This is a genomic window from Pseudomonas sp. MT92 (assembly GCF_058792515.1).
In genome coordinates this window covers 228,160-242,019 of the sequence record NZ_JBXAFA010000012.1, presented here as the reverse complement: position 1 = coordinate 242,019, position 13,860 = coordinate 228,160, and the positions used below count along the sequence as shown (strand labels likewise).

The 13,860-nt window shown below is 57.7% G+C and carries 11 protein-coding genes; 9 read left to right on the top strand and 2 right to left on the bottom strand.

Features of this window, described 5'->3' with window-relative positions; genetic code table 11:
- The first annotated feature begins 2 nt into the window (after positions 1-2).
- The 8 genes from AC1Q6D_RS22520 (at position 3) to AC1Q6D_RS22485 (ending at position 8,663) form a co-directional block, all read left to right on the top strand.
- A complete protein-coding gene (locus AC1Q6D_RS22520; protein ID WP_090469890.1) occupies positions 3-338 on the top strand; it encodes a YceK/YidQ family lipoprotein in 336 nt (111 codons plus the stop codon).
- A 144-nt stretch (positions 339-482) separates the two neighbouring features.
- Positions 483-2,240, top strand: a complete 1,758-nt coding sequence (locus AC1Q6D_RS22515; protein ID WP_047536605.1) for a carbamoyltransferase family protein — start codon at positions 483-485, stop codon at positions 2,238-2,240.
- Positions 2,224-3,354, top strand: a complete 1,131-nt coding sequence (locus tag AC1Q6D_RS22510; protein ID WP_103403355.1) for a glycosyltransferase — start codon at positions 2,224-2,226, stop codon at positions 3,352-3,354. The genes AC1Q6D_RS22515 and AC1Q6D_RS22510 overlap by 17 nt, the downstream gene beginning before the upstream one ends.
- Positions 3,354-4,250, top strand: a complete 897-nt coding sequence (locus AC1Q6D_RS22505) for an antimicrobial resistance protein Mig-14 (protein ID WP_047536608.1) — start codon at positions 3,354-3,356, stop codon at positions 4,248-4,250. The genes AC1Q6D_RS22510 and AC1Q6D_RS22505 overlap by 1 nt, the downstream gene beginning before the upstream one ends.
- A gap of 8 nt (positions 4,251-4,258) precedes the next feature.
- Positions 4,259-5,692 (top strand): PIG-L deacetylase family protein, encoded by a 1,434-nt coding sequence (locus tag AC1Q6D_RS22500; protein ID WP_103403379.1) that lies wholly within the window; start codon positions 4,259-4,261, stop codon positions 5,690-5,692.
- Positions 5,693-5,746: 54 nt separating this feature from the next.
- Complete coding sequence (locus AC1Q6D_RS22495; RefSeq protein WP_047536610.1) at positions 5,747-6,631, top strand: DUF6625 family protein; 885 nt, start codon at positions 5,747-5,749, stop codon at positions 6,629-6,631.
- Positions 6,628-7,782: a glycosyltransferase family 4 protein gene (locus AC1Q6D_RS22490; protein ID WP_103403354.1), complete on the top strand. Its 1,155-nt coding sequence runs from the start codon at positions 6,628-6,630 to the stop codon at positions 7,780-7,782. The genes AC1Q6D_RS22495 and AC1Q6D_RS22490 overlap by 4 nt, the downstream gene beginning before the upstream one ends.
- Entirely contained in the window at positions 7,779-8,663 is an 885-nt protein-coding gene (locus tag AC1Q6D_RS22485) for a glycosyltransferase (RefSeq protein ID WP_047536614.1), read from the top strand. The genes AC1Q6D_RS22490 and AC1Q6D_RS22485 overlap by 4 nt, the downstream gene beginning before the upstream one ends.
- 78 nt (positions 8,664-8,741) lie before the next feature.
- Here AC1Q6D_RS22485 and AC1Q6D_RS22480 read toward each other — a convergent pair whose 3' ends face one another.
- Positions 8,742-9,965, bottom strand: a complete 1,224-nt coding sequence (locus AC1Q6D_RS22480) for an acyltransferase family protein (RefSeq protein WP_103403353.1) — start codon at positions 9,963-9,965, stop codon at positions 8,742-8,744.
- Positions 9,962-11,827: a bifunctional O-antigen ligase/aminoglycoside phosphotransferase family protein gene (locus tag AC1Q6D_RS22475; RefSeq protein ID WP_103403352.1), complete on the bottom strand. Its 1,866-nt coding sequence runs from the start codon at positions 11,825-11,827 to the stop codon at positions 9,962-9,964. The genes AC1Q6D_RS22480 and AC1Q6D_RS22475 overlap by 4 nt, the downstream gene beginning before the upstream one ends.
- 155 nt (positions 11,828-11,982) lie before the next feature.
- Between AC1Q6D_RS22475 and msbA the strand changes: the two genes are divergently transcribed.
- The gene (msbA, locus tag AC1Q6D_RS22470; protein ID WP_047536617.1) at positions 11,983-13,785 is read left to right on the top strand and encodes a lipid A export permease/ATP-binding protein MsbA; all 1,803 of its coding nucleotides are present in this window, start codon (positions 11,983-11,985) and stop codon (positions 13,783-13,785) included.
- Positions 13,786-13,860: the final 75 nt, after the last annotated feature.

The window sequence follows — 13,860 nt, the reverse complement described above, 5'->3', positions numbered from 1 at the left end:
CTTTGACAATGAAAATGGCGGTTGCATTGGGTGCCATCGCACTGACGCTGGTGGGTTGCGGAACCGTCACAACGGTGCTGCAGGAGGATGCAGACGCGGCTCGGGGGCTTCGAAGGCAAAAAACCTATTGCCAGTCCATTCCTCGGGTCTACAGCGGGTTGGCCTACGATTTTTGTGTATTGAATGCGCCGCCCGATCCGACGGGTATCCTCGTCCCATTCGTTCTGCTGGACCTTGCCCTGTCGGGAGTACTGGACACCGTTGTGTTGCCGTACACGATTTACCAGCAGGGCATGGAGGGCAATGTCCGCATTTACTGGCGGCCTGCACGCGGATAATCGGTGATGCGGTCACCGCTGTGAGTGCTTGCCGCTGCTTTTAAGCTATAATCCCGCCCTTTAGCTGTCTCTCGCCGCTTGCGAGGGCGCATTATTTTTTGAGGCGCGTTGCGCCTGCATGCAGACTTAAGAGGCTAGACCCCTGTGGCATTGACGATTCTTGGCCTGTCCGGCGCCCTTAGCCATGATCCTTCCGCAGCCCTGTATATCGACGGCAAGCTAGTCGCGGCTGCCGAAGAAGAGCGCTTTGTGCGCGATAAACATGCAAAGAACCGCATGCCTTACGAATCGGCGAAGTTCTGCCTGGAACAAGCCGGCATCAAGCCTTCCGACGTTGACGTGGTGGCGATTCCGTTCGCGCCCATCAGCCTGTTCGGCAAGGCGCGCTGGCATTACGCCAAGCGTTACTGGTACGCCCCGGACCGCGCCCTCGACGCGATCCTGATGGGCAACCGTCGCTACAAGCGCTATCGCAACAAGATCGTCTGGTGCCTTGAGCAACTGGGCTTCGATCCGAAGAAAATCAAGATCGAGCCGGTCGAGCACCACTTGGCCCACGCCTCCAGCGCTTACCATTGCTCTGGCTTCAAAGAGAAAACCGCGATTCTGGGGATCGATGGCAAGGGCGAATACGCCACGACCTTCTTCGGTTACGGTGAAAACGGCAAGATCCACAAGATCAAGGAATTCTTCGATCCTGACTCCCTCGGCGGCCTGTACGGCGCGATCACCGAGTTCCTCGGTTTCGAGATGCTGGACGGTGAGTTCAAGGTCATGGGCATGGCGCCGTATGGCGATGCCAGCAAGTATGATTTCTCGCGCCTGGCCTCGTTCGAAAACGGCGAACTGGTGATCAACACCGACTACGCCAACGTCATCGGCCTGCGCCGCTATAAAGAGAAGGGCAAGGGTTTCTACTTCTCGCCGAAGCTGATCGAGTGGCTGGGTCCGAAGCGCGAAGGCGATATCGCCGACGAGCCTTACATCCACTACGCCGCGAGCATGCAAGCGCTGTTCGAAAAAATCTCGCTGCAGATGATCGACTACTACCTGGGTGACGTGCTCAAGCAGACCGGCAAGCTGGCCTTCGCTGGCGGCTGCGCGCTGAACGTCAAGCTGAACCAGAAAATCATCGCTCGCGACGATATCAAGGAGCTGTTCGTGCAGCCTGCGTCCGGCGACGCCGGCACCGCGGTCGGCGCCGCAGCCTATGTGTCCCACGCCCGTGGCGTGCCGGTCGAGAAGATGGAGCACGTCTACCTCGGCCCGTCGTACAGCAACGAAGATGTGATCGCCGCGTGCGCCCGTCACGAGAACAAGCCGAAATGGCGCAAGCTCGACAACATGCCGGAGCAGATCGCCAAAATCATGGTCGATGGCAACCCGGTGGCGTGGTTCCAGGGGCGCATGGAGTTCGGTCCGCGTGCGTTGGGCGGTCGTTCGATCATCGGTTGCCCGAGCGTGCCTGGTGTGGCGGATCGCATCAACCACCAGATCAAGTTCCGCGAGCGCTGGAGGCCTTTCTGCCCGTCGATGCTCGACACCGTGGCGCCGCAAATGATCAAGATCGATCACCCTGCACCGTTCATGACCTTCACTTTCGAAGTGGCTGAAGAGTGGAAAACCCGCGTGCCGGAAGTCGTCCATGAAGACGGCACTTCCCGTGCCCAGGTGCTCAAGCGCGAATACAACCCGCGCTATTACGACATGATGAAGGCGCTGGAAGTGTTGACCGGTAACGGCGTGTCGCTGAACACCTCGCTCAACCGTCGCGGCGAACCGATGATCTGCTCGCCGACGGATGCCTTGAACATGTTCTTCGGTTCCGATCTACAGTACCTGATCATGGAAGACATTCTGGTGGTCAAAGAGGGCGCCAACGCTTATGACACGCTCGGCTGAACGCCATGTGCTGCAGTTCTGTCACGGCTATGACGGCCCGTTTCTGGACTGCGCCCGGCAGTACGCCAGCCTGTTCGCGGGGACCGGTTATCGTGTGACCACGGTGTTTCTGACCGGGGTTGCCGACGCCGAAGTCGCCGCGGCTTGTGCCTGCGATGAAGTGTTGTTCATGGAATATAGCTCCAGGGCCATTCGTGGCCTGAAGCTGGGTGCCATCGGCGATCTGCGCAAGATCGCCGCTTCGCGTAATTTCAGTTTCTGCATTGCCCATCGTTTCAAACCAATCTATATCGCCTTGCTTGGCACTTCGCTGCCCGTGATTGGCGTGCATCACGCGTTTGGTGATTACAAGCGCCGCAGCCGTAAACTCTTCGCGCACATTTTTCGCAAGCGTCTGAGCCTGCTCGGGGTGTCCGATGCGGTTCGCGATGACATGCGTGAATGCTTGCCCACGTGGCCGGCGGCGCGGATTCAGACGCTCTACAACCGCATTGATGTGCCGGCCTTGCAGGCCAGCCAGGTGTCGGCCGGTGAAGCGCGGGAAATCCTGGGCCTGTCGCCGGATGCCTGGATTGTCGGCAACGTCGGGCGGCTGCACCCGGACAAGGATCAGGCCACATTGCTGGAAGGTTTTGCCACGGCGTTGCCGGGTTTGCCGGCCAACAGTCAACTGGTGATCCTCGGCAAAGGTCGTCTCGAGGAAGACCTCAAGGCCCAGGCCCGCGAGCTTGGAGTTGGCGACCGTGTCCTGTTTCTCGGCCAGGTACCCGAGGCTCGGCGTTATTTCCGCGCCTTCGATGTATTTGCCCTGAGTTCCGATCACGAACCGTTCGGCATGGTGCTGCTCGAAGCCATGGCTGCTGGCGTGCCGTTGCTCGCCACGGCGTGTGGCGGGGCGAAGGAAGTGGTCGAGGGTGTGGGCATTCTGTTCCCGCTGGGCGATGCTGAACACTTGGCCCAAGGGCTGCAACATCTGGCGGCAATGAACGAACAGCAACGTCACCGGTGTGCCGAGCTGATGCTTGATCGCCTGAATGAGCGCTTCTCCGACCGCGCGGTAGGCGATGCTTTCTGGCATTTGCCTCACGTTATCGAAATGGCGCCGAGGGGCTGATGCTCAACCGATTTCAAGGCTGGCGCGAACGTGGCTGGTCGGTGGCGGATGCTTCGACCTATGCCCAGGCCTGGCAGCGTTATGGCGGCAGTGTCGCCACTCATCCATTGGTGGTCGAACGGCTGGCTCAGTTGGCCGACATTCCGGTTCGTTACCTGGCCTGGGAACAAAGTGGCGAAGTCAAGGCGGCGATTCCGACCTGGGGCCGTGACCTCGCCCTGTCCAAGGACGTGCTCAAGCGCAAGGGTAAAAAGGGCCTGTTCGATCTCGGCAATGCCGAGATCATTCTTCCGGCCGCTGAAGATGCCCAGGTGCCCCTGCGTCATCGCGCTCGTTATTTGTCGGCCCTGAACGAAAACCGTTTCACCGGTATCAGGCTGCAGGCCGAACAGTTGGCCATGGCCCGTACCCCCGAAGAGCTGTCGAAGAAGTTTCGCTACAACCAGCGCCGTGAACTCAGGTTGCTGGAAGAAGCGGGCGGGGTGGTGCGAGCGGTTTCCGAGTTTTCCAGTGTTGAGCTGGCGGCGATCTACTGTGACCTGTTTCAGCGCCGCTGGGGCTTTCCGGCGACGGGCGCGGAACGCATGGCCGAGGTCATCGAGTTGTTGCGTGAGCTGTTGATCGGCTCGGTGATTTTCCTCAACGATGCGCCGATTGCGATACAGCTGGTTTACCGCGTCGAGACGCCGCAGTGGATCAGCGTCGAGTACATCAATGGTGGCGTCGACCCCGAAACCCGTGAATTCAGCCCCGGCAGCGTGCTGAGTTTTCTCAATACCCAAAGTGCCTGGGAGCATGCCCGGGCGCTGGATAAACCCTTGCGCTTTTCCTTCGGTCGCGCCGACCGGGAATACAAGGATCGCTGGTGCAACCCCGTGCCGGTCTTCACCGTATGAGTCAGCCCGTGAGCCGCAAACAGCAACTGCTCAAGCGCCATCGACGCAACAAGCGTATCAGCCTGCTCATTGCGCTGGTGTTGTTGATCGCCAGTGGCGTCGTGGTGGCCTGGTGGTTGCCACTGGTGCTCGCTGTTCTGGGCTGGATTGCCCATGAGGCCTGGTTTGCCGACCATCTTTTCTATTCGCCCAAAGACGATTACCAGTACAGCTTCCCGCCGTACACGCCACAACCCAAGGTTCATTTGAACGGTGAGCATTTACGGCTCGATGACGGTGTCATGTTGGTCGACGACGCGACACTGGTGCTGGCGCTGCGGGTTGAAAGTACCTGGCTGGGGCGCTTTATCGATCCGGTGGTCGAGTTGTCGGGTGGCGATAACCCTGACCGGCAAACGTTCGAACGTGGGGTCAATGGTCTGCGCTATCTCAACTTGAGTGGTCAGGCGCAGGTGCTGTCGCGCGGAGAGTTGCGTTTGCGCGGGCGTTTCTGCCGGCTGCTCGGTGAGCCTGTGCTTTGGGCTTTCGAGCATCCGGATTTTCGCCGTCAGCGGGTGATGGTGATTGCGCCCCATGCCGATGATGCCGAGCTGGCGGCCTATGGCTTGTACAGTCAAGCCGACGAGGCCTGGATCGTCACGCTCACCGCCGGTGAAATAGAAGCCGAACACTTTCAGCAGGTCGGTCTGAACAAGGTCGAGGCTGCGCGTTTGAAAGGGCGTTTGCGAGCCTGGGACAGTATTGCCGTACCGCGCTGGGCCGGGGTTCCCGAAGCCCATTGCGTGCAACTGGGCTACTTCTGTCTGCAATTGGCAGCCATGCAAGCCTCGCCTGCCCAGCCAGTGGGTTCGCGGGAGGCGGATCTAAATGACACGCGAGTGTTCCGCCACCTCAATCCCTTTGCTCTGCCGGGGGACGTAGACGGTTCGCCGACCTGGAACAATCTGTTGGCGGACCTGCGCGAACTGTTGTTGCGAGCCCGCCCCGAAGTCCTCGTATTGCCACACCCGACCCTCGATCCACACCCGGATCACATCTGTGCTCAGGAAGCGGTCCTTGAGGCGCTGCGAGGGCTGACGTGGCAGCCGACCACCGTGCTCGGTTACGCCAACCACCTGCATGACAATGATCGTTGGCCAATGGGTGATACCGGCCAAGGTATCGCGTTGCCGCCAGCCTTCGATCCGTCGATGCTGATGCACCCTTATTGCCTGCCTGTTTCTTTAGCGTTGCAACGCGACAAGGCCATGGCACTGGGCATGATGCACGACTTGCAGCCGCCGATGCCGTTCAAGCGACGGGTGCGGCGATTGATACAGTCGTTGCTGGCCAGTAGAGTGCCCCCCCTCTATGGAGAAAATGATTTCTTTCGCAAGGCAGTCAGGCGTCAGGAGTTGTTCTGGCTTCTGAAGCGTTTTGAAACATCTGTGAAGCAGAACTGAGGCACCTCGCCGCCTAGTATGGCGGCGTTTTGAGCATTTACAGGTGAATTTTTTGTGATCAATCCATCCCCGCGAATTTTGTTTCTGATGCCTTATTTCGGTCGTTGGCCGTTCTGGATGCCGTTTTTTCTGGAGAGCTGCCGCCGCAATCCCGACATCGACTGGTTGTTTTTCAGTGACTGCGGGGTTCCCGAGAATTTGCCGCCTAACGTCACTGTCGAGAGCATGACGTTCAGCGACTACTGCGGGATGGTGTCGGAGCGGCTGGACATCGACTTTGCGCCGAAGGAAGCTTACAAGTTGTGCGACATTCGGCCGGCGTTCGGGCTTATTCACGCCGACCGCCTGCAAGGCTACGATTTCTGGGGCTTCGGCGATATTGACCTGGTGTATGGTGACCTGCGCAGTTACTTCACTGCGGATCGCCTCGCTTCTTATGATCTGTTTTCCACCCACGAGCGACGAGTCGCGGGGCACCTTTGCCTGATCAGGAATACCACCCGCAAGCGCGAGTTGTTCCGCCAGATCAAGGACTGGAAAACGCGCTTCACCGACCAGAAGCATCACGCACTGGATGAGGGTGCATTCAGCCGAATCTTTCTATGGCGCAAGAACTTTCCCGAGCCTTTGTTCAAGCTGGTGGGCAAGTTCAACCCGTGGCGTCGCACCAGCGAATTCACCGAGGCATTCAGCACCCCGGGTGGTTGCATAAAGTGGCACGACGGCACGGAGAATTTTCCGCACAAATGGTATTGGCGCGATGGCAGTGTGAGTAATGATCGCGATGGCGATCGCCGGTTTCCGTATTTCCACTTTGTCTGCTGGAAGCGCAACGAGTGGCCACGGTTGCCAGAACCTGAACCGGCCGAGGTCAAGCGCCTCGCTGCTGAACCCGCCTGGGTTATCGACGCGACTGGTTTTCATCGGGGAGAGTTATGAGTCAACGGTCAAAGGTTCTGCAGTTGCAGCCTGACTACAACGTCAAGGCCCATGATTTTGCTGATCTCGCGGAGCAGATCGTCAAGGCCCTGCCCAGCGATCGCTATGAAGTCACCGCAGCGTTTTTGCGAGGCAAGCCTGGACCTGGCGAGGCGGTGAGCCGTGCCGACCGTTCAGTGTATTTCGAGTTTTCCGACAAGGCACTCAAGGGCATGCGCCTGCGTGCCATGTGGCGTCTGTATCAGTTCTGCCGCAAAGAGAAATTCGATGTGGTGATTTGCAACCGTTTCAAGCCAGTGAACATGATGCTGACACTCAATCGTTGGTTGAAAGTGCCACTGTGTATTGGTATTTCCCATGGGTTCGGCGAGTACGACCGGTTTTATCGGCGCCGCCAGACTCAGCGCCTGATCGATCGGCACTGGCGTTTTGTCGGCGTGTCGCCAGCGGTCAAGCAATACCTGCTGGATTGTGACTGCGGCTTCACTGATCAGAATACCTATGCCATCACCAATGCCATCGACATCGAACAGGCCGAAGGCTTGCAGCACAGCCGTGAGCGTGCCCGTGAGTTGTTGGGCATCGATCCGTCGGTGCGGTTGATCGGAGCGCTGGGGCGCTTGGTGCCGGTCAAGGGGCACACGTATCTGTTGCAGGCGTTCGCTGCTATCAAGGACAAGTATCCAGCCACTCAATTGGCGATTATCGGCGCCGGACGGGAAGAGTCGCGCTTGGCTGCCGAGATCGAGCGCCTGGGGTTGAGCGGTCGTGCGCATTTGCTCGGTTTCAGGGAGAACGCCTTGCAATACGTTCGCGCGTTTGACATCTGGACCATGCCATCCCTGGCCGAAGGCCTGGGTCTGGCGCTGCTCGAAGGCATGAGCGGCCATCTGCCGGTGATTGCTTCGAACGTGCCAGCCATGCTGCCATTGATCCAGGGTGCAGGTGGTCTGCCCATCACGCCTGCCGATGTGCCGAGCCTGGTCGCGGCCCTGGACAATTACCTGGGTCTGTCGGACGAAGAGCTCAAGGCCAAGGGCGAGCAAGCTTATCGTTATCTTCAGGAACAACATGACATCGAGGTGTTCCGCCAGGAATACCTGAACCTGATCGACTCTGGTTTGAGCCAGGCCCGCAAGGAACAACCATGAGCAACGCTCAACCTCTCGTAACGGTCATCATCGCCTCGTATAACCATGGTCGTTATATCGAGCAAAGCATTCTCAGTGTCCTCAATCAGACCTATCAGAATATCGAACTGCTGGTGGTCGATGATGGTTCCAGCGATGACAGTGTCGAACGAATCAACGCCTTGCAGGCCCAACACGGGTTCGATTTCCGGGTTCAGAAGAATCAGGGGCTGACCAACACCCTGAACGGCGCGATTGCCCGTTCCAGCGGCAGCCTGATCGTGCCGTTCGGTTCCGATGACATCATGCTGCCGGACCGCATCGCCATCCAGGTCGAGTACATGGATGGCAAGCCTGAAGTCGGGATTTGCGCCGGCAACATCGAGCTGATCGACGCTGATGGCAACCTGTACCCGGAGAAGCGTCAGCGTCGCGATGTGCCGTTCCGTCGCCTGGACTTCGACGACATGTTCCTGGAGCGCAAACCCTATCCTCCGGCACCGACCCTGATGATCCGCCGCGAAGCGCTGGACAAAGTGGGCGGGTTTGACCCGAACATTCGCCTGGAGGATTTGCTGATCGAGCTGAAGGTGACCCGCGCCGGTTACTTCATCGATGGTTTGAACGTGGTGATGGCGCGCTATCGCAAGCACGCCACCAATTCCTACAAAAATCATCGCTTCATGATCGACAACATTCTTCGATCCTACGCGCTCTTTAGCGACCATCCGTTGTACGACGAGGTGCGCTACAAGTTCCTGAGCTCCATGTTCCTGAAAACCGCCAACCGGGATCGCAAGCTGGCCCGCGAGCTGCTGGCACAGATCCCGTTCAAGGCCTGGAACAAGAAGACCTGGCGTGGCCTGGGCCGCCTGTTCTTCTCACCGCTGGAAAAAGATTAAGCCAGGATTGGTTTCAACCGCTCTGCAGTGATGGTGCCGAAGGTTTCCTTGCTTGCGCCCGCCAGCCCGTGCGGTCGTTCAACCAAGTGGAGCGGATGTTTCCGAAAGTCTTTTTTGAGTTTTCCTGTTTTGACGTAGCCAGTGCAGGGTTTTCTTGCCCGCGTTGATGCCTGGTTTCTCGATATACAGGTAGGTCATGCTGCTGATCAAAATCAGCAAGCAGCTACCCAGGGCGAGCAGTGGCAGGAAAACCCGGATTTCGCGGGCGTCCAGGTGCAACATCAGCGGCAGTCGCTGCATCAGCACCCAGATCAAGAAGCCATGCAGCAAGTAAGTGCTATAGCTGATCTCTCCGAGCCAGCGGATGCTGCGTGGTCTAAGGGCTCCAAACAGAGGGTTTCCAGAAGCTACGATCACGAAAAACAACGAAATCAGCAACAACGATTCCAGACTGAAGGCGCGGTCGAATGCCGTAAATGCAATGGCTAGCGCCAGCAAGGCAATTGCACCGGCCAGAGGGGTCTTGCCCCAGGCCAGCAAATGCGGGCGGCGAATCCAGTACGCCGCTGCAATGCCACCGAGAAAGCCGGCCAGGAAATGTTTCTTCAGTGAGTGCTCCCAGCCAACCAGTTGATACAGGGCATAAATGCCGATCAGGCACAGCACTGTCTGTAGCCAACCGCCACGATAGATAAAGATCAGTCCAGCCAGTGGCAGGGCCATGTAGAAGAACACTTCGTAAGCCAGGGTCCAGGTGACATTGGAGATCAGCATCCCGGTTTGGTGGTATTGATTGACGTCCGGTCGGTCGAAGGTCAACCAGGACAGGATTTGTCCAATGAACTGGGTGCCAGAGTCCTTGAGTTCCCAGTTCTGCAGATAGAACACCGTCACAAAGACCAACGCCATCAGTGGCAGGTAAAGCGGGTAGAGGCGAAAGAGTCTCGATACCGCAAAGGCCAGCCAGTCATGTTGCCGCCCTTGGGTGAGCAACCGGTCCCAGAACAGAAATCCGGTGATCATGAAAAACAGCGCAACGCTGCCCTGGCCAAGTTGCGAGTAGAAATTGCTCGGCGGTAAATCGATCTTGCCCGTGCTCAGGAATATCCAGGTAATGATTGAATGGTGGATAAACACGCCGAATGCGAGATACCCGCGCAGTCCATCAATGCTGGCAAAGCGACTGTTACCCGCATGTTCCAGATGATCGGAGATTTTCGGTACGGCGCGTAGCACAAGTGCAGCGGTCACGATGGCGAGCAGGTAGGCCGCTATCGCGTAAATCGGATTGATTTCATTCATGGGTGAGCCCGGACCGGGGAGTTTCCGGTCAGCACTTGTTTGTGCAGGTTATCCACGTTGGCTTTCGATGCCATCGCAGCGTATCCGTTGAGCAGCGCTTCGAAATGATCCTCGAACAGCCAGCGCTTATCGACGGTATAACGCTGCATATGACGCAAATTACGCTGACGCAGGGACGGACTCAATGATGAAGGGTAGATGCGCATATCCGCCAGATCGATCAGGCCGAACTCACCATCTTCCAGTACCAGCACGTTCCCCAAGTGGAGAGAACGGAAGTAAACACCTTGCTCATGCAGTTGCGCCATGAATTTGCCGAAACGCTCCACTAGCGTCTGACGTACAGAGGGGGCGGTAATGCCTTGCAGGACTTGGCGCAAAGTGTGCCCTGGCAAGGGCGAGTAGTGCACGGCGGTACTGCCGTCTTCGAGCCGGTACAGGTCAAGGATGGGGGGGGTCGGAATACCCATCGTGCGCAGTTGCACACTGTTGATGGCAAAACGTTGGGAATACGGGTTGAAACTGCCCGATGTATACCACCGGCGGCGTCGAAACAGCTTGAGGAAACTGCCGTCGATCAGGCGCAGGACCTTCGGCCCCAAACCATCTTCTTCGACGATTTGCGCGTTGGCAGTGAGCTGTTGCAGGGCGCTCGCGGTCACTGTTTTGATCGGCATGGCCAGTAAACGTCTGGCCCGCAGGTTGATGCTCAATGCGGCAATCAGTGCCAGGGGAATCCACAACAGGAACCAGTGCTCTTTTGGCCGGGAAATAATCCCTCCGCCTTCAGTCAGGCCTGCTCCGATGCCAAATACCAGCCAGGCTGAAGCGATGATAAACAGCGGTTGCAGGCGGTAGCGCCAGCTACACAGAAGGCCTTGAGCCTGGAAGTACAGCCAGGGTAACAAGCCGATAATACCGACGTAATAGAGCACGCCAAGTGCAAAACTATGGGGTTCCATCAGGTTGAATCCGATGCCGGGGTCGAGGGTCAGGTCGGCGTTGAAGCCATGTCCGATCCACGGGTGATTGGCAATTTTTTGCAGAGCCATCTGCCATATCTCGAAACGGTAGGAGTCACCCCGTTCATTGATCATTCGCGAAAACATCACGGCAACGGTGGCACCCGTGAAGAAGAGTGCGCCAAGCAAGGCAACGGATCGCCGATTCCAGCAAATGAAGCTTAGCCAGAGCGCGGCCAGTGTCAGTGCGACCAGTGGTGTCCTTGAGCCGGTAGCCATCACTGCGGCGAACATGACCGCCATTGCGGGAATGCTCAGCCAGAGTATCTGGTGACGCTTGCAAGTCATGCTCAAACTCAGCCAGTAGGTGCAGAAAAAACCGAATAAATGGGAGCTGAGCAACGGATTGTCGAAGGCGCCAACACCAATCAGGCGCATGCCCGGTTCGTAGACGCGGGCAAACATGTACAGGTTGTAGATCGATGCGATCAACGCCACCGTTGCTGCGCAAAACAGCAACGGCTGGATAATTTCGCTGCGAAAACGCACCAGCAGGTAGCACCCGGCGAACAGCAGCAATGTGTGCAAGGGTGGTTTGAACTCACCACCGATATTTTGCTCGCTTGGACCCCAGAGCAGGCTGAGCAGCGCCCAAGCCACGAACAGCAGTACTGCGACGAAGATTGGCTCGTTGAGCAGTTCTTTGCCCACCCGCGGGCGCAAGCACAGCGCTAGCAGCGCTGGAATGCTGAACAGGCCATAAAAAAGTTTGTGGAGCAGACTGCGCCCTGGAAGGAAAAACAGCGCGCAAAGCAGCAACAAGTAACCGAGCGGCAAAATCCACAGGCAAATGAAATCGAAGACACGATTGGAAGTATTGTTCAGGCCGTTTAATTGCATGCTGAGTGATTCATTCCTGAGTTGAACGACCATGTTAAGGCTGGGCGGGCTGGATATGGATTGGGGGGCGTCACAATACCAGTCTTTACGCGATTGCCAGAACCCTGAAGAAGCTGTGCTAAAGTCTGCGTCCTTTTTATCGACATTCGCGTGATATGACCGACTCCAGTCTCTCCGCAAGCCCATCGAGCTTGAAAATCTACTTCCGCCTGCTCGGCTATGTCCGGCCGTACATCAGTATGTTCCTGATCAGCATTGTCGGATTCCTGATTTTCGCTTCGACGCAGCCAATGCTGGGCTACATCCTGAAGTACTTCGTCGATGGCCTGTCCAATCCGCAAGCAGTGCTGTTCCCGACCGTGCCGTACCTGCGCGACTTGCAGCTGCTGCAGGCAGTGCCCTTGCTGATCATTCTGATCGCAGCGTGGCAGGGGCTGGGGTCCTATCTGGGCAACTACTTCCTGGCCAAGGTCTCCCTTGGGCTGGTCCATGACCTGCGAGTCCAGTTGTTCAACAACCTGTTGGTGCTGCCGAACCGATACTTCGACAAGCATAACTCGGGTCATCTGATTTCACGTATCACCTTCAACGTGACCATGGTCACGGGGGCGGCGACAGATGCGATCAAGGTCGTAATTCGTGAAGGCATGACGGTGATCTTCCTGTTTGCCTCGCTGCTGTTCATGAACTGGCGCCTGACGCTGGTGATGGTCGCCATCCTGCCGCTCATCGCCGTGATGGTGCGTACGGCGAGCAAGAAATTTCGCAAACAGAGCAAGAAGATCCAGTTGGCGATGGGCGATGTGACGCATGTGGCCTCGGAAACCATCCAGGGCTATCGCGTGGTTCGCAGTTTCGGTGGCGAGGTTTACGAAGAAAAGCGTTTCTTCGAAGCCAGTCAGGGCAACACCGACAAGCAGTTGCGCATGACCCGCACCGGTGCCATCTACACGCCATTACTGCAACTGGTGATCTATACCGCCATGGCGGCGCTGATGTTCCTGGTGCTGTACCTGCGTGGTGACGCGTCCGCTGGTGACATGGTTGCCTATATCACGCTGGCCGGCCTTTTGCCCAAGCCCATCCGTCAATTGTCCGAGGTCAGCTCGACCATCCAGAAGGGGGTAGCAGGTGCCGAGAGCATCTTCGAGCAATTGGATGTCGAGCCTGAAGTCGATACCGGCACCATCGAGCGTGATGTTGTCAGCGGTCGTCTGGAGGTGCGTAACCTCAGCTTTACTTATCCCGACACCGAGCGTCAGGTGCTCGACGACATCAGCTTCTCGGTAGAGCCAGGGCAAATGGTCGCGCTGGTGGGACGTTCCGGCAGTGGCAAGTCGACGCTGGCCAACCTGATCCCGCGCTTCTATCACCACGACAAGGGCCAAATCCTCATCGATGGCGTTGAGGTGGAAGAATACAAACTGCTGAACCTGCGCAAGCACATCGCCCAGGTGACCCAGCATGTAACGCTGTTCAGCGACACCGTGGCCAACAACATTGCCTATGGCGATCTGGCCGGCGCGCCTCGTGAAGATATCGAGAAAGCCGCGAGAGACGCCTACGCGATGGATTTCATCAAGCAGTTGCCTGAGGGGCTTGATACCCAGGTTGGCGAAAACGGCGTATTGCTGTCCGGTGGCCAGCGGCAGCGCCTGGCGATTGCGCGGGCGCTGTTGAAGAATGCACCCTTGCTGATTCTCGACGAGGCCACGTCGGCACTTGATACCGAATCCGAACGCCACATTCAGGCTGCGCTGGATCAGGTCATGAAAGGCCGCACCACTCTGGTGATTGCTCACCGGCTGTCGACCATCGAGAAGGCTGACCTGATCCTGGTCATGGATCAGGGGAAAATCGTCGAACGTGGCACCCACGCTCAACTGCTGGCGCAAAATGGCTACTACTCGCGTCTGAATGCCATGGGCCTGGATGCCCCGACGCAAGACATCGCTTGAGACCGATAGCAGAGTGAGCATGGTTCACCCTTGTACACACCGGGCGTGCAATGCGCCCGGTGGCATTGGCAGCAA

What these genes read in the sequence shown, in the direction of transcription:
- AC1Q6D_RS22510 (WP_103403355.1), top strand. Translation starts at nt 2,224, where the DNA reads ATGACACGCTCGGCTGAACGCCATGTGCTGCAGTTCTGTCACGGCTAT.
- AC1Q6D_RS22485 (WP_047536614.1), top strand. Translation starts at nt 7,779, where the DNA reads ATGAGCAACGCTCAACCTCTCGTAACGGTCATCATCGCCTCGTATAAC.
- AC1Q6D_RS22490 (WP_103403354.1), top strand. Translation starts at nt 6,628, where the DNA reads ATGAGTCAACGGTCAAAGGTTCTGCAGTTGCAGCCTGACTACAACGTC.
- AC1Q6D_RS22475 (WP_103403352.1), bottom strand. Translation starts at nt 11,827, where the DNA reads ATGCAATTAAACGGCCTGAACAATACTTCCAATCGTGTCTTCGATTTC.
- msbA (WP_047536617.1), top strand. Translation starts at nt 11,983, where the DNA reads ATGACCGACTCCAGTCTCTCCGCAAGCCCATCGAGCTTGAAAATCTAC.
- AC1Q6D_RS22480 (WP_103403353.1), bottom strand. Translation starts at nt 9,965, where the DNA reads ATGAATGAAATCAATCCGATTTACGCGATAGCGGCCTACCTGCTCGCC.
- AC1Q6D_RS22505 (WP_047536608.1), top strand. Translation starts at nt 3,354, where the DNA reads ATGCTCAACCGATTTCAAGGCTGGCGCGAACGTGGCTGGTCGGTGGCG.